Genomic DNA, 23,169 nt, shown 5'->3' with positions numbered 1-23,169 from the left:
ATAGACGCGCGGCATGAGGCTTCTTTGAAGCCTTTACGGCAGCTTGCTCAGGAGCTGAGTCAGTCCAGGAGGAAGGTTCTTGAAGTCCTTGCGTGGCGGCTTGGCGAAGCTGCCGGCCCGGGCGGGCGCGGGAGCCAGCGAGACTAGGCTTTGCGCATGGTTGACGGCGCTGGAGACGCCGTCAACCGCGGGCACCGGCAACTGGTGCTTGATGGAGCGGGCCAGGCCTGCCAGCGGCGCGCCGGCGATGATCAGCACATCGGCGCCGTCATCATGAAAGGCGGCTTCGCACAGGGCCTGCAAGCGCGCTGCATGATCGTCCTGAACGCTGCCGATGTCGCGCAGCGGCTCATCGAGACAACGGATGCTGGCCAAGCGGTCAATCAGGCCATTGCGCTCCACCATGTCGCGATACCAGGCCGTGATGCGCCTGGAGATGGCGATGATGGAAAAGCGTTTGCCCAGCATGCAGGCGCTCATGAGCGCGGACTCCGTCATGCCCAGCACGGGGATGTCCAGCGCCTCGCGCAGGCCTTCGAGGCCCGGATCGCCAAAGGCCGCCAGGATGACGGCGTCATGCTGGTGCGCATGTTCGGCGGCCAGCTCGGCCACGGCATAGGCTGCGATCATGGCCTCGAAACGCGTCTCGATATAAGCCACGCCCATGGGCGCGGTCATCATGGTGATTTCCGTGCCCGGCGCGGCGGCCAGCCTGGCCTCTTTCTCGATGAGGGCGGTGACACTCTCGGAGATATTGGGGTTGATGATGAGCAGTTTCATGGTGTGTTCGTGAAGAGGTTTTACTCCGTTTCTCAATCAACCGAGTGGGCGAAGGCGAAGCGCAGGCAGTGCTGTAGCACGACAAGCGAAGCCGACAAAGTAATCGGTTGATTTAGAAATGGATTCAGAAGCGGGCCTGGTGGCGCTTGGGCAGCAGTGTGGGCGCGCCGCGCTGCAGGAAGCGGCCGCCGCCGGAGCGGCCGTGGAACTGCTCGCCGTCCCAGACTACCTGTCCCGCAGACAGGGTGAGGCAGGGCCAGGCCTTGAGCTGCTGGCCTTCATAGGGCGTGTAGTCCACGTTGTGGTGCAGATCGCGGTTGCTGATGGCGCGTTCGCCTTCCTGCCAGACCACGAGGTCGGCATCGGCGCCGATGGCAATGCTGCCCTTGCGCGGATGCAGGCCGTAGACCTTGGCCGGGTTGGTGGAGGTCAGTTCCACGAAGCGGTTGAGTGTCATGCGGCCCGTCAGCACACCATGCGTGTAGAGCAGCGACAGGCGGGTCTCGATGCCAGGAATACCGTTGGGAATGTGGCCAAAGGAAACCTCCTCGCCATTGGGCTTCTTGCCTTCGGGTGAATCGTAGTTGAACGGCGCATGGTCCGAGGAGAACACGGTGAACAGGCCGTCGTTCAGCCCGTTCCAGATCACTTCCTGGTTGGCCTGGTCGCGCGGCGGTGGGCTGCACACGCACTTGGCACCCTGATAACTGTCGTCTATGCCCAGGTCTTCTGCGCTCAGGAACAGGTATTGCGGGCAGGTTTCGGCCATGATGTTCATGCCGTGGGAGCGGGCCCAGCGGATCTGCTCGACAGCCTCGCGGCCCGACACGTGGACGATGAGAATGGGTACGTCGGCCAGCTCGGACAGGGCAATGGCGCGGTGGGTGGCTTCGCGCTCCACCAGCATGGGGCGAGAGACCGCGTGGTAGCGCGGAGCGGAGCGGCCGCTGGCTTCCAGGCGCTTGGTCAGCCACTGGATGCAGTCGGCGTTCTCGGCATGGATCATGGCAGTGGCGTCGTACTTGCGCGCCACGTCCAGCACGTCGAGGATCTGGCCGTCGTTGAGCTTCAGATCGTCATAGGTCATGTAGATCTTGAAGGAGGTATAGCCTTCGCGGATCAACTGGGGCAGTTCCTTCTCCAGAACTTCGGGCGTGGGGTCGCTGACGATCATGTGGAAACCGTAGTCCACGTGGGCCTTGCCGTCGGCACGGCGGTGGTAGTCCTCCACGGCCGCGCGCAGCGACTGGCCCTTGGCCTGGGCGGCGAACGGAATCACGGTGGTGGTGCCGCCGCAGGCAGCGGCGCGCGTGCCGCTGTCGAAGTCGTCGGCCATGCGCACCGGCGGTTCCATGGGTTGGTCCAGGTGGCAGTGGGCGTCGATGCCGCCGGGCGTGACCACGCGGCCGGCAGCGTCATATTCGCGGGCGCCGGCGGGCAGGTTGGTGCCCAGCTGGACAATCTTGCCGTCGCGGATGGCTATATCGGATTCAAAGATGTCGCTGGCGGTGGCAACGCGCGCATTGCGCACTACGAGATCAAATTCGCTGGATTTCATGCTGAATATCAGAGTTTCGGGGTGTCGGTAGGGTCTGCCGGTGCTCCGGACTTGCCCTGGTGTTGTGATGCGAGTTCGAGTTCGCGCGCCAACGCCTTGTGGCGGGCGGGCGTGGGTTTGGCATGGGCCTGGTTGCTCAGCGCGGGCAGCACGTAGTCATTGACCATGCGGCGGATGGCCAGCACGTTCCGGGATTCGCGCAGGCCGCCTTCGATGGGCAGCATGCTGGTCATGACCACCACGGCATTGCGCTCGGGCAATACCACGATGAACTGGCCCTTGAAGCCCATGGCGTGGGTTTCGGGCTCGGTGGCGACGATGTCGTTGATCCACCAGTAATAGCCATACCATGGCGCCGAGGCGGGCGCGGTCATGGTACGGACCCAGGCCTGGGAGACGATCTGCTTGCCGTCCCAGCGGCCGCCGGTCAGCACCAGCTGGCCTAGCTTGGCCATATCCACGGCGCGCAGGCGCAGCCCCCAGCCGGAGGAGACCAGGCCCTTGTCGTCAGCCCGCTCCCAGGCGTAATGGCTCATGCCCATGGGCTTGAAGAGTCTCTCCTTCGCAAAGTCCTGCAGTGGCATACCGGCGTCGGCCCCCAGCGTGGCGCTGGCCAGGATGGGGTTGACGTCGGTGTAGTCGAAGGTCGTGCCGGGCGCTACCTTGGGCGTGGTTTCGGCCGCCAGCTTGAGACGGTCGGGGGCGCCGTAGTAGATGGGGTCGTCGGTGGGTTTGAAGTTGTAGATCAGGCCCGTGGACATGGACAGCACATGCCGCAGTTCAATGGATTGCTTGTCGGAGAAGGCGTCCTGGAGGTCGGGGCGGGCCTTGGCCAGGATGGGCGCCACTTTCTCGTCGAGCTTGCTGTGGCCCTCGTCCACCAGAACGCCGGCGGCCAGGGCCGTCACGTTCTTGGTGATGGAGTACAGCTCGTAGTTGTGGTTGCGCGTCAGGCCCTGGCTGTAGCGCTCATAGATCAGCTTGCCGTCCTTGACGACGAGAAAGCTGCGCACGTCGAGGTTTTCCTTGCGGATCATCTCGGACAACTGAACCAGAGGGCGCGAATCCACGCCTACGGACTCGGGGGCGGCAGCAGGGAAATCAGGACTCGCCTGGACGGCGACGGAGTTGCGGCTGGCTGGCGTGGCGGCATATGTGCTCAGGGTTGAGGCGATGGCCGTGGCGCAGGTCAGGGCCAAGGCTCGGCGTGTGGGCAAAGGCATGGGGTTCTCCATCAAAGTGTCCAGGCGAGGCGGGGCGGTACTTAGACCGGGATCTTCTTGCTGTAGTCGATCACGATCGACGAGCAGACGAACAGGCCTGCGCCTGCAGCAGCGAAGAGCATCATGGCCATGTCGTAGGAGCCGGTGGCCTGCACGATCACGCCCACCAGAATGGGTACGCCGATGCCGGCGAAGTTGCCGCCCAGGTTCATGACGCCGCCCAGGAAGCCAACGCGCTTGCGGGTGCCCAGAATGGAGGGAACGCACCAGAACAGACCGCACCAGCGCAGGAAGAACAGCGTTACCGACAGCAGGATCACGATGGTCACGGGGTCCTTGAAGCGGGCCACGTTGTAGATGGCGATGGTGGCGATGATCGAGGCGATACCGAACAGCGTGCGCAGCACCTTGGCTTGCGAAGCGCCCGCAGCCTTCCACTTGTCGGCAATCCAGCCGCCGACCATCTCACCGACGAAGCCGGAGAAGAACATGATGAACACGGCGCCGCCCATCTGCTTGATGTCCATGCCATGCACCTTGGACAGGTAGGTGGGCATCCAGGTCAGCAGGCCGTAGAACAGCGCGTTGAAGCACATCCAGCCGAAGAACATGCCCCATACCGAGCGGTACTTGAAGAAGTCCATCACCTTGCCGCTGGCATGGGCGGGTTCGGCGGCGAGGTCGGCGGCATGTGCTTCCTCGATGAAGGCAGCTTCGGCTTCATTGACGCCGGCGTGCTCACGGGGATGGTTGCGGATATACCACCAGGCAAAGACACCCGCGATCATGGTGCCAACGCCCGCGACGACGAAGGATACGCGCCAGGAGTCGAAGTGAGTCAGCAGGCCGGCGATGATCAGCGCGCCCAGGGCCGCGCCCAGCGGTGCGCCACCGTCCAGCAGCGTGGCGCCGCGGCCGCGTTCGTTCTGGGTCATCCAGATGCCGTTGAGCTTGCCGCCTGCGGGGTAGATGGGGGCCTCGGAGGCGCCCAGACCCAGACGGGTGATCAGCAGCGACACCCAGCCGGTGCAAGCTGCGGCGATGGCCTGGAAGAAGCCCCAACCCAGGGTGGAGCAGACGATGACCACGCGTGGGCCGAAACGGTCGGCCAGCATGCCGCCGGGAATCTGCATGAAGGCATAGGTCCAGAAGAAGGAGCTCATCAGCAGGCCCTGAACGGCAGGGCTGAGATCGAACTCCTTGGCGATCATGGGCATGGCCACGGACAGCGATGCGCGGTCAATGTAATTGACCGCGATCAGGAAAAGCATCATCAGGAAGATCTTCCAGCGCACCTTGGTCGGCGCTGCCGCCGCCTGTGGCGCGGCAAGTGTGGTTGGGTTTTGCATCTCGGGTCTCGCTCCATCGGTTGGTTGGTTGTTCGATGTGAGGTCGAAATCTAAATGTCGACAATATTGTCAACAATATCGTAAACACCTATTTGGGAATTTTTCTATGAAATACGCTGTGAGGTGCAAGGTGGCGACGCAGTGAAGATTTTCTTGTCAGATAACTTTGAGCGATTTGATTTTGATTTATTGTCAACAATATTGTTGACGTTTGTTTGGGCGAGGTGAACAATGCCGGCCAACCGGTTTGCCGGTTGGCCATACAACGGAGACAAGCAAGATGACTGCAACTACGACATGCCTGGGCGTGCTCACGCCTTCTTCCAACACCGCGCTGGAGCCTCTGACCAGCGCGCTGGCTGCCAGTGCCGGCAACTGCTCGGCCCATTTTTCGCGCTTCACGGTGACCGAGATTTCGCTGGCCGAGGGGGCACTGAACCAGTTTGACGACAGCAAGATCCTGGCCGCCGCCGAGCTGCTGGCCGATGCCAAGGTGGACGTGATCGGCTGGAGCGGCACGGCCGCAGGATGGCGTGGCTTTGAGACCGACATGCGGCTGTGCGAGCGTATTGCCGAGCGCACCGGCATCAAGGCCACGACGGCCATCCTGGCGCTCAATGAGCTGATGGAAAAGCTCTCCGTGAAGAAGCTGGCCATCGTCAGCCCGTACACGGCGGACGTGCAGCAATGCATCGTCAACAACTACCGCGCCGCAGGCGTCGAGACCACGGCAGAGCGCCATCTGGACATCTCGGTCAACCACAGCTTTGCGCTGGTGGAGCCCGAGCAGCTGCTGCAACTCATCGGCAACGTGATCGAAGAGGGCAAGCCCGACGCCGTCGTGACCTACTGCACCAATTTGCGCGCTGCGCACCTGGCCGAAGAGGTGGAGCGCCGTTGGGGCGTGCCGCTGCTCGATACCGTGAGCACCACGGTCTGGGGCATGCTGCGCGCGGTCGGGCGTGATCCTTCCTCCGTCAAAGGCTGGGGCCGTCTGTTCGATATTGCATGATGAAGGCCTTAGAGGGCGACACTGACCGATTCATAAGGAGACAACCATCGTGAAACTGCTTCGCTATGGCAGCGCGGGTGCGGAGCGCCCGGGCGTGCTGGACGCCGACGGCGTGCTGCGTGATGCATCGGCCCTGGTGCCCGATTGGGGCCCGGGCCAGCTAGGTCCCGATGCGCTGGAGCGCATACGGCATACGGACTGGAGCCGTTTGCCCAGGGTTGACGGAACGCCGCGCCTGGGCTGCCCCGTGGCACAGGTGGGCAAGCTGGTCTGTGCGGGCCTCAACTATGCCGACCACGCGGCCGAGGCCGGACTGCCAGCGCCGGCCGAACCCGTGCTGTTCATGAAGGCCGTGACGGCGATCTGCGGTCCGGGCGATGCGGTACAGATTCCGCAGGGCGCGGACAAGGTCGACTGGGAGGTGGAGCTGGGCGTTGTCATCGGCAGCCGCGCGCGGCGCGTGACCGAGGCGCAGGCTCTGTCCCATGTGGCCGGCTATCTGTTGGCCAACGATGTGTCCGAGCGTGGCTGGCAATTGGAGCGTGGCGGCACCTGGACCAAGGGCAAGAGCCATGACACGTTTGCACCGCTGGGCCCCTGGCTGGTGACGGCCGACGAAATTACCGATCCGCATCGCGTGGGCCTGTGGCTGGAAGTCAACGGCAAGCGCATGCAGAACGGCAATACGGCCAACTTCATTTTCAGCCTGCCCACGCTCATTTCGTATATCAGCCAGTTCATGACGCTGGAGCCGGGGGACGTGGTGCTGACCGGCACACCGGCAGGCGTGGGCCTGGGACAAAAGCCAGAGCCCGTCTTCCTCAAGTCCGGCGACGTGGTGCGGCTGGGAGCTGACGGACTGGGCGAGCAGCGCCAGGTCTGCGTGGCGGTGAACTGACGCAGCTTTTTCCCGGAGAGCTGGTTTTCAGAGCTTTCCGGGAGAAGCCGGGCCGGAAGGCGTGCGCTTTTCTTCGGCCGGTTGGAGTTGCTGGGCCTGCTTGATATCGATTCGCCTAGCCGTGATCCTGGCCACGCATTCGAGTTTTTGCAGGTCCTTGGCCGTCAGGCTTTCATCGGCCGCCTGGCTGAAGCAGCACAGCGTGCCGTAGACCTTGCCGCTGGCCAGCACGATGGGCGTGCTCAGATGGGCGCCCACGCGAAAAGGAGTTGCAGGCAGCTTGGCAAAGGCAGGGTGGCTGGCCGCATCGTGGACCAGGCCGGGCAGAATGCCGTCGAGCACGCACTGGCAAAACGACTCTTCCAGGGGGCTGCCGCCGCCAGTGGCAATCAATTCCTTGCCGGGGGCGGTATCGACATGCTGGAACATACGCTGGCCATTGCGGATCTCTGAGACAAAAATCACCTCCATATTGAGGTGCTGGCGCAGCTCCTGCAGGACCAGGCGCACGTTTTCATCGACCAGTTCGTCGCTTCGATCTGCCGTGGCCAGCAACAATTCGCTGACCCGTACCTCCAGTGCCTCCGGTGCGTAATCCCAGTTGTGAATTGCCATCTCTCAAACCTCTGAGTGTCGCGTAAAAAAATCTCGGGCCATTGTGGCCGAGCAAACAGGGTTCTCAAGTTAACAATACGTGAGACTTCATAGCGAATCCTGGCCGGTCACCGGACTGGCGATGCGGTCGGCTGCAGCCGTCTGGTCGGTCTGGGGCTGAATCAGTGCCAGCACCTGGGCGTGCAGCTCGGCCGGCACGGCGATCAGCTCCATATTCAGCACACGGGCCATTTCCTGCAGAGTGGAAAAGCGTGGGTCTACATCGCCAGTTTCAGTGCGTTGTACGGCCATGCGTGACAGGCCGGCACGTTCGGCCAGATCGGCCTGGGTGATGCGGGCGGTCTTGCGGGCCTGGGCCAGAGTCGTGATGAGTTCGGAAATCATGCGTATCAATATACGCTTTGTAGCGCGGTACAAAAGCATGGCACCTGCTGGAGGGTGTTTCCCCCGGTCAGGCGGACCGCCGCAGTCTGCCATGCCGCTGCCATACTGCGAGGGCATGGTGGTGATGGTTCATCGAACAACAGGAGTGCGCAATTGGACTGGATAGCAATGCAGCTGAGCCACGAGAGCGTCAAGCTCTGGCTATCCGTGGGCTGGTCGCTGTATGTCATCGTGGTGGGCATCTGGATCTTGCTGCAGCGCAGCCAGCCGATTGCCACGCTGAGCTGGCTGTTGTCCATGGCAGCGCTACCTGTGGTGGGTCTGATGGTCTATTACTACTTCGGTCCGCAACGCATGAAGCGCCAGCGTATCAAGCGGTTGCGCTCGCGCAAGCGTTCGCGTGTGCGCAACAGCATGCAAAAGCTAAGGGAACGCATTCCGGCCCAGCAGGAGCGCCTGCGTCAGGTGGCACGGCTGGTTGGCATGACCAGCGATTTCCCGGTAAGCACGGCCACCTCCATGCAGTTGCTGGTGGGCGGAGCCGTGACCTTTGATGCGATTGCGGAGGCTGTGAGCGCCGCACGCCACCATGTGCATCTGGAGTACTACATCTACGAGCCCGATCAGACCGGCACGGCCTTGCGTGATTTGCTGATCGATAAAGCCCGTGAGGGTGTGCAGGTGCGTCTGCTGGTGGATGCTCTGGGCTCCAAGAAGCTGGGGCGCAAATTTCTGGAGCCGCTGCTGCAGGCCGGGGCCGAGGTGCTGCGCTTTCACGACGCCAAGATAGGGCGGAGGCTGCGGCCTGTGGTCAATTTCCGCACCCACCGCAAGATTCTGGTCTGCGATGGCAAGGTGGGCTTTACGGGCGGCGTGAACGTCACCGATGAAGAGAACGAGCGCATTTGTGACGATGCTTATCATGACGTGCATCTCAGGGTCGAAGGCGCCGTCGTCAACTGGCTGCAGACAGTGTTCCTCGAGGACTGGGCCTACACCCGCAGCGACAATCCGCACCGCCTGCCCGACGATCTCGATGACCTGCTGCCCGATTGCGAAGACGGCCCCATCCCCATGCAGGTCGTGACCTCGGGGCCCGACGACCAGCTTGACGCCATCTACCGCGCCTATCTGGCGGCCATCAACGCAGCCCAGCAACGCATCTTGCTGACCACGCCGTATTTTGTGCCGACAGAAGGCGCGCTCACCGCTCTCACCAATGCCGCGCTGCGCGGTGTGGAAGTCCGTATCCTCGTGCCCAAGAAGTCGGATTCGCTATTGGTGACGGCCGCTGCGCGCTCCTATTTTGACGAGCTGATTCGCTGTGGTGTGCATATCTATGAATACGCGGCCAGCATGCTGCACTCCAAGACCTTGGTGGTCGATGACAATATGGCGATGATCGGCACGGCCAATTTTGACTATCGCAGCTTTTTCCTCAACTACGAGGTCTGTGTGATCGGTTACGGGCCAGAGCTGAATCAGGCCATCGCTGCGCAGTTCGAGGCCGACCTGGGCCAGGCCCGAATGGTGCAATATCGCAGCGAAAAAGGTCTGCGGCGACGGCTGGTCGGTTCCGTGGCCCGATTGACATCGCCGCTGCTGTAATGAGTGAAACAGTGAACCATTGTGTGGATGCTCTGGCGCTGTGGCGCCTGCAAGACTGGCTGCATGCGCACCCGCGTGTGGTGGTTATTGGTGGCGCCGGCTGCAGCACCGAAGTCGGAATCCCCGACTATCGTGACCGCAACGGACAGTGGAAGCGCCCCCAGCCCGTGACCTATCAGGCCTTCATGGGCGATGTGCTGGTGCGTCAGCGCTACTGGGCGCGTTCCATGCTGGGCTGGCGCGTGATGGGTCAGGCGCGGCCCGGTTCCGCCCATCAGGCTCTGGCGCGACTGGAGCAGCAAGGCCGACTGGAGTTGCTGATCACCCAGAATGTCGATGGCCTGCATGATGCGGCCGGCAGCCTGAATATCGTGGACCTGCACGGGCGCATCGACACCGTGCGCTGCATGGACTGCGACAAGCGCTCTGCCCGTGCCGATCTGCAGCAGCGGCTGCTGGCGCTGAACCCGGCCTGGGTTGAACTGTATGCAGCACCGGCGCCCGATGGCGATGCCGATCTGGAAAACCAGGACTTCAGCCATTTTGTCGTGCCGGCCTGCCCACATTGCGGAACAGGCCTGATCAAGCCCGATGTGGTGTTCTTTGGCGAGACCGTGCCGCGTGAACGCGTGCAGACCTGCATGGCTGCCGTGGCCAGGGCCGACGCCGTGCTGATCGCCGGCTCTTCATTGATGGTGTATTCGGGTTACCGCTTTGCGCTGGCAGCGCATGAGCAGGGCAAGTCCATCGTGGCCATCAATCAAGGCGTGACAAGGGCCGATGCATTGCTGGCTTTCAAGGTGGAGGCCGATGTGGGTCAGGTCCTGATGGGCCTGATCGAGGCAAGCTAGCTCACTCCCTCCGCGCCTCGTTGAAGTCAAGGATGGCAGCATGCCTCTGGTGTCGCCGATCACGGTCTCGAGTTCGGCGCCACCGGTCGGATGGAAATCGTGGCACAGCTGCGGCGCATGGCTGCACTTCATTAAGTGGCGGGGAGTGCCAAGAGATTTTGTGTGCCGCCATAGAGCCGCAGCCCCGGCGTGAAACTCATGGCGGAGCTTGCGTTGAGCGCATCGCTGCCGGAATGTACGGTGCAGGTAGCCTGGTTCCTGCGAGTTAGAGGGGCGCGTCTTGCGCGTCGGCTCGGTTGACTTTCGCACGGAGGTTCGCTGTTGGCGCGGATCGCAGGTCATAGCGAAAGCCTGGCCTGCGCGCCGTGCGGCATCCGAACGCCGTCTTCACCCCGGGAGCGCTTGATTTCTGTCGGATGTTTTTAGGCTGCTGACTCAAGCGCGGCAAGGGCTCAGTCACCAGAGCACGATCTGCGAGCAACGGAAGAGCGATAGCCTGCGCCCCTTGTCATCGAACAAGGTGGCCGACCAGACCTGCGTTGTCCTTCCCAGATGTTCGGCCACGGCCTCCACGCGCAAGACTCCTTGCTTCGCAGTACCAAGGAAGTTGGATTTCAGCTCCAGTGTCGTGAATCCTTTCGCGCCCTCCGGTAGATGAGCCAGGGTTGCATAGCCGGCGCAGGTGTCGGCCAGCATCACCTGTGTGGCAGCATGTAGAAAGCCATTGGGAGCCATCATCCACGGCGCAATAGTCAGCTCCATGGTCATGCGGCCTTCGGCAAGTGCCAGCGGTCGTGCGCCAAAGGTATCGGGCAGTGTGCCGCGCTGGCGTTCAAGCAGACTGTCCAGGGTTTCGGTGCTACGGAGCATCATGGTTTCCTTGAGTGGAGTTGAAGTCTTGGTCTCTGTCGATATGAGCTCACGGTCTCTCCAGCACCGTAGCAATACCTTGCCCACCGCCGATGCATTGGGTGGCCAGGGCATATCGTCCCTGCCGTCGTGAAAGCAAGGCCGCTGCCTTGCCCGTGATGCGCGCACCAGTGGCGCCAAGTGGATGACCGATGGCCAGTCCGCCGCCGTCAATATTCACGGTCGCCATGTCCAGGCCGAGGTCCCGGATGCAGGCCAGCGCCTGCGAAGAGAAAGCTTCGTTGATCTCAACCACATCCAGATCGGCCACAGAGAGACCTGCACGGGCCAGCGCCTTGCGCGTGGCAGGGATCGGGCCTATGCCCATGATCGATGGGTCCACTCCCACGGTCGCGAAGCTGCGGATGCGCGCCAGTGCCTGCAGACCATGGCGTTCGGCAAAATCGTCTCGGGTGACCAGCACGGCCGCAGCACCATCGGTCAACGGCGACGATGTGCCCGCCGTGACCACTCCATCTGGCCTGAAAGCGGGCTTGAGCCCGGCCAGGGCCTCCAGTGTGGTGCCGGGGCGTATGCAGCCGTCGGCATCCAGCAGCTCTCCGCTTGGTAAAAGAATAGGCACGATTTCATCGACCAGCAGACCCTGGTCGCGGGCCGCGGCGGCTTTCAGATGGGATTGCAGTGCCAGCAACTCCTGGTCGGCGCGGTTTACCTCCCATCTCTGCGCTACGTTTTCCGCTGTTTCGCCCATTGAAATATAGGCGTCGGTATTTGCCTGCAACAAGGGGTTCGGGGAGAAGTTGAAGCCGCCCTGCGGAACCATCGTCATGGACTCCACGCCCACACAGAGGAAGGCGTCGCCCATGCCGGCCTCGATCTGCGCTGCGGCAATATGAACGGCCTGCATCGACGAGCCGCAAAAGCGGTTCACAGTCATGCCGCCCACGGTTTCGGGCAGGCCAGCCAGCAGGCCGACGATGCGCGCCAGATTGTTGCCTTGTGCGGCCTCGGGGTAGGCACAGCCGAGGATCACATCCTCCAATAGTGAAGGATCCAGGTCGGAGCGCTTCAGCAACCCCTGCACAACCTGGGCTGCCAGCGTGTCCGGCCGCACTTCGGCCAGGCGGCCTTTGCGGGCGAATTGGAATGGCGAGCGCGCATAAGCTGCAATAACGGCTTTCATGACATGGGCTCCTTGCGATAGTCAGTGCGCGGCGGCGTAGCGCTGGGCGACGATGTTGCTGGACAGCTGGCCTGCCATAGCTCGGCGTGCGGCCTCATAGGCATCCCACTTCTCGCCAGCATGCAGCGAGGGGATCGAGACCTTTTCTCCTCGCTCAAACCCCAGCAGTGCTGCATCGACGAGGTCTTCGGCGCTCATCACGATGCTTGCATCCAGGTTCTCTATCGGCAATCCACCGATGGCCCAGAAGTCCGTGGCCGTAGCGCCAGGCAACACTGCCTGCACCCGAACACCTTTGTCAGTCAACTCATGCTGAAGCGACTGACTGAAGGCAAGCACAAAAGCCTTGCTGGCACCGTAGACGCCATTCAGCGTCTCGGGGGAGATGGCGACGATGGACGCAATGTTGATGATCGCTCCACGTCCGCGAGCCACGAAGCCAGGAGCCGCCGCATAGGCCAGCCGCATAGGTACCGTGGCATTCAGATCGACCATGCGGGTCATCTTTTCAACGTCGCTGTGCAGCAGGGGCGTATGTGTGCCCATGCCCGCGTTGTTGACCAGCAAGGTGATGCTGGCGTCCGTGCGCAATTGCTCTTCCACGCGCGCCAGTTCAGCGCGGTTGTTCAGGTCGGTCGGCAGGACTTCTACCGCACGGCCGGTGCGAGTGCTGATGCTGCTCGCCAGCGCGTTCAGCTGTTCGCGGTTGCGGGCGACCAGGATCAGGTCATAGCCACGCTGAGCGAGCTTTTCTGCATATAGCGCACCGATGCCGCTGGACGCCCCGGTAATGAGGGCTGTACCGAGATGGGTTTGTGCCATGGTGAAACTCCTTGAGGTTGATGGATGTTGTCCATGGCCTGAATGGTGCGATGTGCGGGGTTTGTCGTAAATGACGTATATAGTCATGAAAAAGGACATTGGAAAGGACGTTCCTTATGCACCGCATCGGTTACATGCTGCCGGAAGGCTTCCAAGTCATGGCGCTGGCCACCCAGGCCGTGTTCGAACTCGCCAACCTGATGGTGGAGAAGCCCTTTTATGAGGTGGAAACCTATGCGATGAGTGGTACGGCCCGAGCCTCGGCCGGGCTTGCATTGCAGGCAAAGCCCCTCACCGTACACAGCAGGGCAGACACCTGGCTGGTTGCGGGCAACCTCACTCCAAGGGACTTCGCTCCGGCACCGGAACTGATCCGGTTACTGAGCAAGGTGGCGGTATCCGCGCGGCGCGTGGCCGGTCTGTGCACGGGCGCTTTCCTGCTGGGCGACGCGGGCCTGCTTGACGGACGCCGCGCCACCACGCACTGGTATTGGGCCGAGGCCTTGCAGCAGCGCCACCCACAGGCGCAGATTGAGGCCGACCGCATCTACATCGCCGACGGACCGATCTGGACCTCTGCCGGTATGACTGCGGAGATCGACCTGGCGTTGGCGCTGGTGGAAAAAGACCTGGGCGCGAAGGTTGCACGGTCGGTTGCACATCGCTTGGTCATGCACCAGCGCCGCTCGGGCGGACAGTCACAGCACTCGGAGATGCTCAAGCTGGCACCCAAGTCAGACCGTATCCAGCAGGCGTTGGAGCATGCACGGCGCAACCTTTCTCAAGCACTGAGTGTGGAAGAGCTGGCCGAGGCTGCCAGCTTGAGTCCACGCCAGTTCAGCCGGGTGTTCACGGCCGAGACGGGCCAGTCCCCCGCCAAAGCCGTGGAGGGCCTTCGGCTTGAAGCCGCGCGGCTGATGATTGAGGGCAGTCGGCATCCGCTGGAGGTGATTGCTCGGGAGACAGGTTTTCGTGACCGGCGCCATATGCGCGAAGCCTTCCTGCGCGGCTTCGGCATGCCGCCACAGGCCGTACGGCGCGAAGCTCGGGTGGAACTGTAAAACACCTGTACACGTTCCGTGAAACGCGTAACTTGCACCTTGCGTGGAGCGACCAGCCGGGCCCCGAGCCAACTGGCCATGATGACAATCTGTGAACTGCGAAGTACCGCCGCAGCCGGCGGGGATATGCGAGTACTTGGATGTCTGCTCTAGCGCGGGGAGGCAGCTCCCCCAGAATCCCGATCCATCACCGTCTCGAATAAGAACAGAGTTGCTGTCAGAGGTGATGACTGGCGGGCATCACGCAGGGCTGGCCGTTGTAATGCTCCCAAGGAGCCACTGGCAGCAGGTCTTGGTGTGTGGAGTTGCTCATCGTCTACGCATATCTGCTGCAAAGCACTGAGTTGTGCAACGACACCGATAGGTTCAAAAGCGGCAGGCTTGACGCCTCACCGCCTTTGCTCACTGGATCTGCTCGGAAGCTCCCTCAAAAAGTTTCCCAGTCATCGCCATTCTTATTCGTAACCTGCTGTGTTCCAGCGATAGCAACTGGGCGACGCAGCACAGGGGACTTGGTGGCCATGAGGGGCTTTGGAGGCGACTCCGATACCTTTGCCACTGTTGCCGTTTTTGTCGGGTTGACCGACGCTGCCTGCATTGCGGAAGAAGCATGTTGTTCGTGCCCTGACAACTTGAAGACTGCCACCGCTTCGACCAGGGCCTGTGCTTGGTTGTGCAAGCTGCTGGCTGCGGCAGCCATTTCCTCGACCAAGGCCGCGTTCTGCTGCGTGGTTTGATCCATTTGGGTAACGGCTTCCCCAATCTGGGCCATGCCCGAGCTTTGCTCATGGCTGGCAGCGCTGATTTCACCCATGATATCGGTGACGCGCCGAATGGCTGTGACCACACCGGTCATGGTCTCGCCAGCTTTGTCCACGAGCAAGGAACCCTGCTCCACGCGCTGGACACTGGTGGTAATGAGCTGCTTGATCTCCTTGGCGGCCTCCGCCGAGCGTCCAGCCAGAGCCCGCACTTCGCTTGCTACCACTGCAAAGCCTCGTCCTTGCTCACCGGCGCGGGCAGCTTCGACGGCGGCATTCAAAGCCAGAATATTGGTCTGGAAAGCGATGCCATCAATGACACCGATGATGTCGGCAATCTTGTGGCTGCTTTCATTGATGCTCTTCATGGTCTCCACTACCTCTGCGACCACTTCACCGCCCTGTGTAGCCACAGAGGATGCATTCACTGCCATCTGATTGGCCTGGCGTGCGTTGTCGGCATTCTGTTTGACCGTCGCACTCAACTGTTCCATGGACGCAGCAGTTTGCTCAAGAGCACTTGCTTGCTCTTCCGTGCGGCTGGATAGGTCGTTATTGCCCATGGCGATCTGAGCGCTGCCCGAAGCAACTCCCTGAGCATTGCCGCGCACCGCCGACACCGTGCTCACGAGGCTGTGTTGCATGCGTTGCAGCGCACTCAACAGTTGACCGGTTTCATCCTGAGATTTCACCGTGATCTGGCCGCTGAGGTCACCTCTGGCCACACGGTCGGCTGCTGCCATGGCCAGGGACAGGGGGCGGGTGATGGAGCGAGTGATTGTGATGGCAAGGGTCACCGCTAGAAGAATGGCGATTGCACTTGTCGCCAACACTTCCTGAAACAGATTGTCGGCAGCAGCTTCTGCCTTCTGGCTGGCCACGTCGGAGCTTTGGGTCTGGTGATCCAGCATGCTGCGGATCACCCGCTGATATTCGAGCTGGTTGGGGCGCAGTTGGGTTTCCAGCAACCTCAAGGCTTCATCTCTTTGCCCCTGATCGATCAGTCCAATAAATTCATCACCGGATTTGAGGAAGGTCAGACGGCGCAGCTTCAGCTCCTCCAGCAGCGATTGGCCCAGGCCCGAGTGAGTGTGCTTGCCCAGCGAATCCATTTCTGCAGCCAGCTCGGTGCGGGTCTTCTGAATCATGGCACGTGCCGAGGCCTGGAGCGTCTCCGTGGAAAAGATCGCGAGGTTGCGGAACTGAATCGCCTGTTCATTGGCGCCATCCGTGATGGTGTTCAGAGTGCGAATGATCGGGATTTGCTTCTGGGTAATGTCAGTGAGGGCTGAGCGCTGAGTCGACGACCCCCAAAGTGCAACGCCTCCCAGCAGTAGTATCAGCACCATCAATGTCATGAACGAGAAAGTCAGCCGAGTGGAAATTTTCAAACGATCCATTTCGTGCGCCTCCTTTAGCAGCCAATGCTTTCGGTTTGAGAGCTCGTGTCAGTTTGTGTCCATGCATTCAAAGTGTAACTTTTTGCAAGTTCCAGGGGCACCTTTTTATGAGTGATTGCGGCTTCTGAGCGACAGAGCCCAAGTCCTTGCCTTCTTCCTCCTTGTCGAACCGTATGAGCGCTGTTCCCTGTCTACTGATTTGCGTCATCCCGTCCTGCACTTTGGAGTAGCCGCCTGGACGCCAAAGCCAAGCTTTTCTGCAGGCCAGGTCGAGATCTGCTCCAACTTTCGCTGGATGGCTCCCACTCGGTTCACTGCAATGTTTCAGCCAATGCCGCAGTGCCATGCGCCGGCAGAGCAAGACCGAGCTCCGATTGAGTCAAGGGTGGATATGCGCCAAGGACTACCTTGACGACTATGTCCCATGCAAGACGTGCAGCAGCATCAGCAGCAGCGGCATGGTCACCAGGGCCAGCAGTGTGGAAAGGGCAATGCTGGCCACCACCTCATCCTCGGCAACCCGGTAGCGCTGGGTGAATAGCAGTGCGTTGGCGCCCACGGGCAAGGCCGAGCAGATCAGCATCACCCCCATGGCCGGGCCACGCAGTTGAAGTGTCCAGGCGCAGACGAGAAACACAAGTGGATGCACCAGCGACTTGACCAGCGTGATGCGCATCGCGGGTCGCCAGTAAGCTCCGATCCTGGTATAGGCCAGCGTGATGCCGACGAGCAGCAACGCCATGGGACCCATGGCCGAGCCGAGCATCTTGAGTGAGGTATCCAGCACGTCAGGCAGAGGCCAGCCTGTCAATGACCACAGCAGGCCGGCCAGAATCGGCAAAGGCACGGGGTGGATGACGCTATTGCGCACTGCCTGCCAGACAGTGCGCCCCATGGACCGTTTGTTGTGGATGTCGTCCGCATGCTGTTCGCGGGAGGATGCCAGCTCGAACACCATGGTCGCGGCCGTCAGCAATACCAGGGCATGCACCGAGATCAAGGTGAACAGCGTCACCAGTCCCCGCTCGCCAAAGGCCAGGCCCACGAGCGGTACGCCGATCATGGCTGCATTGCTGAACATGCTGGCCAATCCGCGCGCCGCAGCCAGAGTGTTGAAGCCGTAGACCAGCATCGTTGTCACGAATACGATGATGGCCGACAGGAAATACACGCCAATCGGTCGGTAATCCAATTCGCCGATATGGACCTGAGCCATGGTGCGAAACAGCAGTGAAGGCAGCAGCAATAGGAACACAAGGTTGGACATATCCTTGACTGCTGCCTGTCGCACCAGCCCGACACGTGCCAAGCCAAACCCCGTACCGATCAACGCAATCACCGGTAGTAGGGCCGCTACTGCGGAACCATTCATTCAACTCTCCAACAAAACCGAATCGCTGCCTGCACCTTGCTCCAAGCTTGGGCATATGCACTTCTCGAGCGCTGAGCTTAACGCCTCTGTCCACTCGTTTTCGGAGCCTGCTTCCCCTGTGCGCTATCGCACAGCCTGCTAAATGAGCAAGTCTTGGTTGCTATTGAGCGAGGTGAAGCCCCAGCCTGGCTTGCCTGATTCACCGGCGAGCAGCAACGTCATATCGTGCCTTTGCTTGAGTGCGGCGGCACGCATGACCTCCGGTGGCAGGTGTACACCCGGAATGGCTTTCTGTTCAATGGCTTGCACTCATGCCTTCGGTGGCCTTGATCCGATCGGCCACTGAGTACACCTCTTGGCCTTGGTGCGGCTCCTCACGCGGCCCGCGCTGTGGTTGCAGCTTTCCAAGCTCTCGGGGTTGCACATGGCCTGGAAAGGCCAGGCAATCATCTGGCGTGCGGCGGCATCATTGGCCGTCATCACTTTCTGTTTGACCGCTTGCAGCTGCAGTCCGTCATTGCCGCCTGCCGCGCATCGACCGCGATGCCCGATACGGGCTGCAAGTTGTTTGACCAGGTGCGCCAGCAAAAAAAACGTGGTCAACGATGCAGACCGGCCGCGCAAATTTCTGCACAAATTTGGTTTGAATTGGGAGCCGCTTAAACAATCATATTGATAGCGGCTTGCGTTTTATCCATAAGCGCTAAAGGCCAAAAAGGCTTTAAGTTGATGAACTGAGCCGCAAGCTGTGCCGGTTCGCAGGCATACTTCGGGCCCATGGCTCATACCTTCTTCTGGCACGACTACGAAACCTTTGGCGCCCAACCGCGCTACGACCGTCCCGCGCAGTTTGCGGGCATACGCACGGATGACCAGCTCAACGAAATCGGCGAGCCCGTGATGTGGTACTGCCAGCCGGCCAATGACTATCTGCCCGACCCGCAATCCTGTCTGATCACGGGCATTACGCCCCAGCGGGCGCTGGAGCAAGGGGTTGTCGAGCATGAATTTGCAGCGCTGATCGAGGCCGAGCTGGCGCAGGCCGGCACGGTGGGCGTGGGTTACAACACCATTCGTTTCGACGACGAGATCACGCGCTTCATGTTCTGGCGCAATCTCATCGACCCTTATGCGCGCGAATGGCAGAACGGCTGCGGCCGCTGGGATTTGCTCGACGTGGTGCGCATGGTCTATGCGCTGCGTCCCGAAGGCATTCAGTGGCCCAGGAAAGAAGACGGCACGCCCAGCTTCAAACTCGAGGACCTGGCCCGCGCCAATGGACTGCTGCACGAGCAGGCCCACGATGCGCTGAGCGATGTGCGCGCCACGATTGCTCTGGCCCGGCTGATTCGCGAAAAGCAGCCGCGCCTGTTTGACTTTGCCTTTGGTCTGCATAAAAAGGACGGCGCTCTGCGCGAGATGGGCCTGCCCGCCACGCAGGAGCACGCGCGTCCCTTTCTGCATGTGACCGGCATGATCAGCCCCGCGCGTGGCTGTCTGGGCGTGATGTGGCCGCTGGCCACCCACCCGACCAACAAGAACGAAGTCATCTGCTGGGATCTGGCGGCCGACCCGGCCGAGCTTTCGGGCATCAGCATCGAGGACCTGCGCCTGCGTCTGTTCACGCGTCAGGCCGAGCTGCCCGAGGGCGTGACCCGTCTGCCCATCAAGAGCATCCACGTCAACAAGTCGCCCATGGTGGTGGGAAGCCTCAAAACCCTGAGTCCCGCGATGGCCGAAAAATGGGGCGTGGACCTGGAGCTGGCGCTGCAGCATGCGGCGATTGCCCGTGACCTGCCTGATATGAGCGCGCAATGGAAGGCGGTCTTCACGCGCGAGGCGGGCGAGCCGCTGGATGCCGACCAGGATCTGTATGGCGGCTTTGTGGGCAATGAGGACCGTCGCCGTCTGGAGCGCATCAAGCGCCTCTCGCCCCAGGAGCTGGCGCTGGACAAGACCGGCTTTGACGATGCACGCCTGACCGAGCTGGCCTGGCGCTATCGTGCGCGCAATTTCCCTCAGACGCTCGATGCCGGGGAGCAGCAGCGCTGGGAGCAGCACCGTGCAGCCTGCCTGATCGAAGGCCAGGGCGGGGCGCGCACGGCGGAGCAGATGTTCGCCATGATCGATGCGCTGTCGGAGTCCGTGGACGAGCGCGGCGAGGAGATTCTGGGCGATCTCTACGACTACGGCAGCAATCTGGTTCCCGAAAGCTGAGCGTAGCCGTTCAACTGAGCCGCATCAGCGCTCCTGCGGCAGGGTGCGTCTGGCAAGCTCGGTGAGCAGTGCGATGAGCACCCGCGCCGGCTCGCTCAGGTGCCGCTCGGCGCGATGCACCAGGCCCACGTCGCGGTGGAAGGTGTGCGCCCCCAGGTCGATGGCGCGCACGGCCGCGGGCCATCGACGCTGCGCCGCGGTCTGGGGAACCAGGGCCACGCCCACGCCGTTGGACACCAGCTTGACGATGGCTTCCAGCTCGTCGGCTTCGCACACTTCCTTCAGCGTGAAGTGCATGCTGCGCAGGAAACGGTCGACCTGACGGCCGCCAAACGAGGCCCGGTCGTAACGTATGAAGGGCTGGCTGGCCAGCAGCTCGGCCCAGTCGTCGCCCCGGGTGGCGCGCGGCACCAGCAGCCGGAAAGGCTCGTGCGCCAGCGCCGTCCAGCGCAGATCGCTTTGCAGCGCAAAGGGCGGGCGTATCAGCGCGGCCATGTCCAGCTCGCCCGCATCCACCAGATTCATCAGTTGCAGCGACACGCCGGGAATGATGCGTGTGCGGCATTGGGGGAACTGCTGGTGGAGTCTGGCCAGCGCATCGGGCAGCAGGGAACGCTGCAGCGATGCTATGGAGCCCAACTGCACTGAAATGCTGGCGGGCTGACCCTGTCCCGAAGAACCCAGGTTGGCGTACAGCCGCAGCAGCTCCTGCGCCTGCAGCAGCACCTGCTGTCCCATCTTGTTCAGACGGGCCGTGCGGCCGATGCGGTCGAACAAGGCGAACCCCAATTCACTTTCCAGGCGCTGCATCTGTGCGCTGACGGCGGCCTGGGTCAAGCCTATCCGGTCGCCCGCCGCAGCGAAGGTGCCTTCGCGGGCCACGGCGATGAAGGTGTTCAGCTCTTTCAACATTCATAAATTTTATTTGTGTATTTGGAAAAAATATATTGATTTTGTTTTTTATCAAGGTTTTTTACGATGGCTGCAGTCTCAGGCATGCGCCGGGTCAGCCGCGATGCCGGACATCGAGGTCCAACGCAGCCAGGCCTTGTCTGCAGGCTTTTCCCGACCCTTGACTCGACCCCATAACGATTTCCGGAGTTTCCCCATGAGCCTGTCTCCCTTTCATTTGGCCATTCCCGTGTATGACCTGCCCGCGGCACGCCGTTTCTATGGCGAAGTGTTCGGCCTGCCCGAAGGGCGCTCCAGCACGCAGTGGGTGGACTTCGACTTCTACGGCCACCAGTTGGTGATCCACGAGCATCCGAAGACTGTCTCCCAGGACAGCGCCCACACCAATCCAGTCGACGGCCACGACGTCCCGGTGCCGCACTTCGGCATCGTGCTCGCATGGCCGCAATGGGAGGCCCTGGCCGAGCGCCTCAAGTCCTTTGGCACCGAATTCGTCATCGAGCCCTACATCCGCTTCAAGGGGCAGGTGGGCGAGCAGGCCACCATGTTCCTGCTCGACCCCTGCGGCAATGCGCTGGAGTTCAAGGCTTTCAAGGACATGAGCCAGCTGTTCGCCAAGTAGGCGGCGAGTTGCGTCCGGGCCTGTTCCCGCAGCGCCCGCAAAGCGATGTTTTTCTCCAGGCAAGAACAAAAAGGATTGAGCGATGAAAGTCACATTGAGCCATATCGTCATGGGGGCGGCGGCCTGCCTGGCCGGCGCAGCGCAGGCCGAGACGCTGGACAGGATCAGGGATACGGGCGTGGTGACCATGGGCGTGCGCGAGGCCTCGGGCACCATGTCCTACACCCTGGGCAACGGCAAGTACGCGGGCTTCCATGTGGAGCTGTGCGAGAAGGCGCTGGCACGCGTGCAGCAGCAGTTGAAGCTACCGCGGCTGGAGATCCGCTACCAGATGGTGACGGCGCAAAACCGCGTGCCCCTGGTCGCCAACGGCACGGTGGATGTGGAATGCGGCACTACCACCAACAATGCGGCGCGTCAGAAGGAGGTGGCGTTCGCGCCCACGGTCTACATGGAGGAGGTGCGCACGGCAGTGCGCAAGAGCTCGGGCATTACCGAGGTGGCGCAGCTCAAGGGACGCAACGTGGCCGCGACCACGGGCGCCACGGCCGTGACCCTGCTCAGGCGCTTCAGCAAGGAAAAGGGCGTGGACTTCAATGTGCTGATGGCCAAGGACAATGCCGAATGCTTCATCCTGCTGGAGACGGGCCGCGCGGATGCCTGCGTGGCGGACGGCCAGATCCTGGCGTCGGGACTGTCGCGGTTGCGTGATCCGGGGCAATACGCCATCGTGGGCGAGCCCTTCAGCGTGGAGCCCATTGCCATCATGCTGGACAGGAAGTCGCCTGAATTCAAGAAGCTGTTCGATGCCCAGATCCGCGAGATGACATCCAGCGGCGACGTCGCCGCGCTCTACGACAAGTGGTTCATGAAGCCCGTGCCGCCGACGGGAGTGGCCATCAATCTGCCGGCATCGGAGGCGACGCGGGCCGCCTGGGCCGCTCCCAGTGACAAGCCGCTGGAGGACTATGTGGCGGTGCGCCTCGTGTTGGGCCGCACGCAATAGCGTCAGGCCATGGCGTGAATGACGACGCCCGCCTGTCCTAGGCCACGGCCCGCTGCAGATTGCTGCGGGCCTGCTGCTCCAGCAGGGCGTGGAAGTGCGAGGTGGCGTAGATGGCCTGGCGCTGAAGAAAGCCCTTGAGCACCTGCCTGCGCTTGAGCGCATAGATGGGGCGCGGCACCCAGGCGTATTCGGCACGCACCTGGGAGTCGTACTCGGCAAACCGGTCGGGGGCGGCACCGAGGATGGCCAGGTCGATGTCCACGAGCAACCGGGCCTCATCGTCCTCGGGCGTGGACTCATGGCAGGTGGCCATGATGAGGGCCTGCACGCGCCGGCAGGCGGCCTCGTCCGCGCCGCTGTTGCCCAGGACCTGGGCCGCCCAGCGTGCGCTGCGCAGCTCATTGTCCTTGCCCTTGACGTCGTAGACGGCGTCATGGAACCAAAGCGAGATCTCCACTTCGCCAGGGTGCCGGGCCTGGTCCGCCACGGTTTCGAAATGTGCCAGACATTCGCCAAGATGCTGCAGCGTGTGGTAGTGGCGCTGCGGCTCGGCATAGGCGGCCAGCAGGGCCTGCTGCAGGCCTTGAGACGGTGTGGCGTGAAGCGCCTGCCAGGCACGCAGCCAGGAGCGCTCAAAGAGGGGGTCTGAAGCTGTCATGCGGTTT

Annotated in this window: 23 protein-coding genes; 9 read left to right on the top strand and 14 right to left on the bottom strand. The window is 62.0% G+C overall.

The window, feature by feature from the left end; all coding sequences use genetic code 11:
* Positions 1 to 33: 33 nt before the first annotated feature.
* The 4 genes from CTR2_RS17615 to CTR2_RS17600 all read right to left on the bottom strand — a co-directional run bounded on the left by CTR2_RS17615 (position 34) and on the right by CTR2_RS17600 (position 4,910).
* Positions 34 to 780: an aspartate/glutamate racemase family protein gene (locus CTR2_RS17615; protein WP_087082261.1), complete on the bottom strand. Its 747-nt coding sequence runs from the start codon at positions 778 to 780 to the stop codon at positions 34 to 36.
* A gap of 124 nt (positions 781 to 904) precedes the next feature.
* Entirely contained in the window at positions 905 to 2,338 is a 1,434-nt protein-coding gene (gene hydA / locus CTR2_RS17610) for a dihydropyrimidinase (protein WP_087082262.1), read from the bottom strand.
* Positions 2,339 to 2,346: 8 nt separating this feature from the next.
* On the bottom strand, positions 2,347 to 3,573 hold the full coding sequence (locus CTR2_RS17605; RefSeq protein ID WP_087082264.1) for a serine hydrolase domain-containing protein: 1,227 nt from the start codon (positions 3,571 to 3,573) through the stop codon (positions 2,347 to 2,349).
* A gap of 29 nt (positions 3,574 to 3,602) precedes the next feature.
* Positions 3,603 to 4,910 carry an MFS transporter gene (locus CTR2_RS17600; RefSeq protein WP_034409885.1) on the bottom strand — a complete coding sequence of 436 codons (1,308 nt, stop codon included), beginning with the start codon at positions 4,908 to 4,910 and terminating at the stop codon, positions 3,603 to 3,605.
* Positions 4,911 to 5,190: 280 nt separating this feature from the next.
* On the opposite strand from CTR2_RS17600, the gene CTR2_RS17595 reads away from it, so the two are divergent.
* Positions 5,191 to 5,922 (top strand): maleate cis-trans isomerase family protein, encoded by a 732-nt coding sequence (locus CTR2_RS17595; RefSeq protein ID WP_087082266.1) that lies wholly within the window; start codon positions 5,191 to 5,193, stop codon positions 5,920 to 5,922.
* 49 nt (positions 5,923 to 5,971) lie between these two features.
* On the top strand, positions 5,972 to 6,820 hold the full coding sequence (locus CTR2_RS17590; RefSeq protein ID WP_087082268.1) for a fumarylacetoacetate hydrolase family protein: 849 nt from the start codon (positions 5,972 to 5,974) through the stop codon (positions 6,818 to 6,820).
* Positions 6,821 to 6,847: 27 nt separating this feature from the next.
* Here CTR2_RS17590 and CTR2_RS17585 read toward each other — a convergent pair whose 3' ends face one another.
* Positions 6,848 to 7,435, bottom strand: coding sequence for a GAF domain-containing protein (locus CTR2_RS17585; RefSeq protein ID WP_087082270.1), 588 nt, complete (start codon positions 7,433 to 7,435; stop codon positions 6,848 to 6,850).
* Between the two features lie 87 nt (positions 7,436 to 7,522).
* On the bottom strand, positions 7,523 to 7,819 hold the full coding sequence (locus tag CTR2_RS17580) for a helix-turn-helix transcriptional regulator (RefSeq protein ID WP_087082272.1): 297 nt from the start codon (positions 7,817 to 7,819) through the stop codon (positions 7,523 to 7,525).
* Positions 7,820 to 7,987: 168 nt separating this feature from the next.
* Between CTR2_RS17580 and cls the strand changes: the two genes are divergently transcribed.
* Complete coding sequence (gene cls, locus CTR2_RS17575; RefSeq protein ID WP_409021399.1) at positions 7,988 to 9,427, top strand: cardiolipin synthase; 1,440 nt, start codon at positions 7,988 to 7,990, stop codon at positions 9,425 to 9,427.
* Positions 9,427 to 10,278 (top strand): NAD-dependent protein deacetylase, encoded by an 852-nt coding sequence (locus CTR2_RS17570; RefSeq protein WP_087082276.1) that lies wholly within the window; start codon positions 9,427 to 9,429, stop codon positions 10,276 to 10,278. The genes cls and CTR2_RS17570 overlap by 1 nt, the downstream gene beginning before the upstream one ends.
* A 456-nt stretch (positions 10,279 to 10,734) precedes the next feature.
* On the opposite strand, the gene CTR2_RS17565 is transcribed toward CTR2_RS17570, so the two are convergent.
* Genes CTR2_RS17565 through CTR2_RS17555 form a run of 3 tightly spaced genes read right to left on the bottom strand, consistent with a single transcriptional unit; the run spans position 10,735 to position 13,153 of the window.
* The gene (locus tag CTR2_RS17565; RefSeq protein ID WP_087082278.1) at positions 10,735 to 11,151 is read right to left on the bottom strand and encodes a PaaI family thioesterase; all 417 of its coding nucleotides are present in this window, start codon (positions 11,149 to 11,151) and stop codon (positions 10,735 to 10,737) included.
* A gap of 46 nt (positions 11,152 to 11,197) precedes the next feature.
* Positions 11,198 to 12,331 carry a thiolase family protein gene (locus CTR2_RS17560; RefSeq protein WP_087082280.1) on the bottom strand — a complete coding sequence of 378 codons (1,134 nt, stop codon included), beginning with the start codon at positions 12,329 to 12,331 and terminating at the stop codon, positions 11,198 to 11,200.
* A 21-nt stretch (positions 12,332 to 12,352) separates the two neighbouring features.
* Positions 12,353 to 13,153: an SDR family NAD(P)-dependent oxidoreductase gene (locus tag CTR2_RS17555; protein ID WP_087082283.1), complete on the bottom strand. Its 801-nt coding sequence runs from the start codon at positions 13,151 to 13,153 to the stop codon at positions 12,353 to 12,355.
* Between the two features lie 116 nt (positions 13,154 to 13,269).
* Between CTR2_RS17555 and CTR2_RS17550 the strand changes: the two genes are divergently transcribed.
* Positions 13,270 to 14,214, top strand: coding sequence for a GlxA family transcriptional regulator (locus CTR2_RS17550; protein WP_054075060.1), 945 nt, complete (start codon positions 13,270 to 13,272; stop codon positions 14,212 to 14,214).
* A gap of 427 nt (positions 14,215 to 14,641) precedes the next feature.
* Here the strand turns inward: CTR2_RS17550 and CTR2_RS17545 are convergent, their stop codons facing one another.
* The 3 genes from CTR2_RS17545 to CTR2_RS17535 form a co-directional block, all read right to left on the bottom strand.
* On the bottom strand, positions 14,642 to 16,375 hold the full coding sequence (locus tag CTR2_RS17545) for a methyl-accepting chemotaxis protein (protein WP_087082285.1): 1,734 nt from the start codon (positions 16,373 to 16,375) through the stop codon (positions 14,642 to 14,644).
* 415 nt (positions 16,376 to 16,790) lie between these two features.
* On the bottom strand, positions 16,791 to 17,747 hold the full coding sequence (locus tag CTR2_RS17540; protein WP_087082288.1) for an AEC family transporter: 957 nt from the start codon (positions 17,745 to 17,747) through the stop codon (positions 16,791 to 16,793).
* 138 nt (positions 17,748 to 17,885) lie between these two features.
* The gene (locus CTR2_RS17535) at positions 17,886 to 18,056 is read right to left on the bottom strand and encodes a hypothetical protein (RefSeq protein WP_176391621.1); all 171 of its coding nucleotides are present in this window, start codon (positions 18,054 to 18,056) and stop codon (positions 17,886 to 17,888) included.
* Positions 18,057 to 18,137: 81 nt separating this feature from the next.
* Between CTR2_RS17535 and CTR2_RS17530 the strand changes: the two genes are divergently transcribed.
* Together CTR2_RS17530 and sbcB are read left to right on the top strand one after the other, a co-directional pair.
* On the top strand, positions 18,138 to 18,410 hold the full coding sequence (locus tag CTR2_RS17530) for a hypothetical protein (protein ID WP_254913265.1): 273 nt from the start codon (positions 18,138 to 18,140) through the stop codon (positions 18,408 to 18,410).
* Between the two features lie 114 nt (positions 18,411 to 18,524).
* Positions 18,525 to 19,964 carry an exodeoxyribonuclease I gene (sbcB, locus tag CTR2_RS17525; protein ID WP_087082290.1) on the top strand — a complete coding sequence of 480 codons (1,440 nt, stop codon included), beginning with the start codon at positions 18,525 to 18,527 and terminating at the stop codon, positions 19,962 to 19,964.
* Positions 19,965 to 19,988: 24 nt separating this feature from the next.
* Here sbcB and CTR2_RS17520 read toward each other — a convergent pair whose 3' ends face one another.
* Complete coding sequence (locus CTR2_RS17520; protein WP_087082292.1) at positions 19,989 to 20,876, bottom strand: LysR family transcriptional regulator; 888 nt, start codon at positions 20,874 to 20,876, stop codon at positions 19,989 to 19,991.
* A gap of 196 nt (positions 20,877 to 21,072) precedes the next feature.
* On the opposite strand from CTR2_RS17520, the gene CTR2_RS17515 reads away from it, so the two are divergent.
* Both CTR2_RS17515 and CTR2_RS17510 read left to right on the top strand, forming a co-directional pair.
* On the top strand, positions 21,073 to 21,498 hold the full coding sequence (locus CTR2_RS17515) for a VOC family protein (RefSeq protein WP_034358420.1): 426 nt from the start codon (positions 21,073 to 21,075) through the stop codon (positions 21,496 to 21,498).
* Positions 21,499 to 21,580: 82 nt separating this feature from the next.
* Positions 21,581 to 22,504: an amino acid ABC transporter substrate-binding protein gene (locus CTR2_RS17510; protein ID WP_087082294.1), complete on the top strand. Its 924-nt coding sequence runs from the start codon at positions 21,581 to 21,583 to the stop codon at positions 22,502 to 22,504.
* 37 nt (positions 22,505 to 22,541) lie between these two features.
* Here the strand turns inward: CTR2_RS17510 and CTR2_RS17505 are convergent, their stop codons facing one another.
* Positions 22,542 to 23,162: an HD domain-containing protein gene (locus tag CTR2_RS17505; protein WP_087082296.1), complete on the bottom strand. Its 621-nt coding sequence runs from the start codon at positions 23,160 to 23,162 to the stop codon at positions 22,542 to 22,544.
* Between the last annotated feature and the right edge of the window lie 7 nt (positions 23,163 to 23,169).

This window comes from Comamonas thiooxydans, from assembly GCF_002157685.2.
Taxonomy (GTDB): Bacteria; Pseudomonadota; Gammaproteobacteria; order Burkholderiales; family Burkholderiaceae_C; genus Comamonas; species Comamonas testosteroni_H.
The sequence above is the reverse complement of the archived record's forward strand: the minus strand, read 5'-3'. Positions and strand labels throughout refer to the sequence as shown.

Bases quoted from the DNA above. Each gene is read 5' to 3' on its own strand.
- CTR2_RS17545 (WP_087082285.1), bottom strand. From the start codon at position 16,375: ATGGATCGTTTGAAAATTTCCACTCGGCTGACTTTCTCGTTCATGACA.
- CTR2_RS17505 (WP_087082296.1), bottom strand. From the start codon at position 23,162: ATGACAGCTTCAGACCCCCTCTTTGAGCGCTCCTGGCTGCGTGCCTGG.
- CTR2_RS17565 (WP_087082278.1), bottom strand. From the start codon at position 11,151: ATGATGCTCCGTAGCACCGAAACCCTGGACAGTCTGCTTGAACGCCAG.
- CTR2_RS17600 (WP_034409885.1), bottom strand. From the start codon at position 4,910: ATGCAAAACCCAACCACACTTGCCGCGCCACAGGCGGCGGCAGCGCCG.
- hydA (WP_087082262.1), bottom strand. From the start codon at position 2,338: ATGAAATCCAGCGAATTTGATCTCGTAGTGCGCAATGCGCGCGTTGCC.
- CTR2_RS17605 (WP_087082264.1), bottom strand. From the start codon at position 3,573: ATGGAGAACCCCATGCCTTTGCCCACACGCCGAGCCTTGGCCCTGACC.
- CTR2_RS17570 (WP_087082276.1), top strand. From the start codon at position 9,427: ATGAGTGAAACAGTGAACCATTGTGTGGATGCTCTGGCGCTGTGGCGC.
- CTR2_RS17615 (WP_087082261.1), bottom strand. From the start codon at position 780: ATGAAACTGCTCATCATCAACCCCAATATCTCCGAGAGTGTCACCGCC.
- CTR2_RS17520 (WP_087082292.1), bottom strand. From the start codon at position 20,876: ATGTTGAAAGAGCTGAACACCTTCATCGCCGTGGCCCGCGAAGGCACC.
- CTR2_RS17560 (WP_087082280.1), bottom strand. From the start codon at position 12,331: ATGAAAGCCGTTATTGCAGCTTATGCGCGCTCGCCATTCCAATTCGCC.
- CTR2_RS17595 (WP_087082266.1), top strand. From the start codon at position 5,191: ATGACTGCAACTACGACATGCCTGGGCGTGCTCACGCCTTCTTCCAAC.
- CTR2_RS17580 (WP_087082272.1), bottom strand. From the start codon at position 7,819: ATGATTTCCGAACTCATCACGACTCTGGCCCAGGCCCGCAAGACCGCC.
- sbcB (WP_087082290.1), top strand. From the start codon at position 18,525: ATGGCTCATACCTTCTTCTGGCACGACTACGAAACCTTTGGCGCCCAA.
- CTR2_RS17515 (WP_034358420.1), top strand. From the start codon at position 21,073: ATGAGCCTGTCTCCCTTTCATTTGGCCATTCCCGTGTATGACCTGCCC.
- CTR2_RS17550 (WP_054075060.1), top strand. From the start codon at position 13,270: ATGCACCGCATCGGTTACATGCTGCCGGAAGGCTTCCAAGTCATGGCG.
- CTR2_RS17555 (WP_087082283.1), bottom strand. From the start codon at position 13,153: ATGGCACAAACCCATCTCGGTACAGCCCTCATTACCGGGGCGTCCAGC.
- CTR2_RS17540 (WP_087082288.1), bottom strand. From the start codon at position 17,747: ATGAATGGTTCCGCAGTAGCGGCCCTACTACCGGTGATTGCGTTGATC.
- CTR2_RS17585 (WP_087082270.1), bottom strand. From the start codon at position 7,435: ATGGCAATTCACAACTGGGATTACGCACCGGAGGCACTGGAGGTACGG.
- CTR2_RS17510 (WP_087082294.1), top strand. From the start codon at position 21,581: ATGAAAGTCACATTGAGCCATATCGTCATGGGGGCGGCGGCCTGCCTG.
- cls (WP_409021399.1), top strand. From the start codon at position 7,988: ATGCAGCTGAGCCACGAGAGCGTCAAGCTCTGGCTATCCGTGGGCTGG.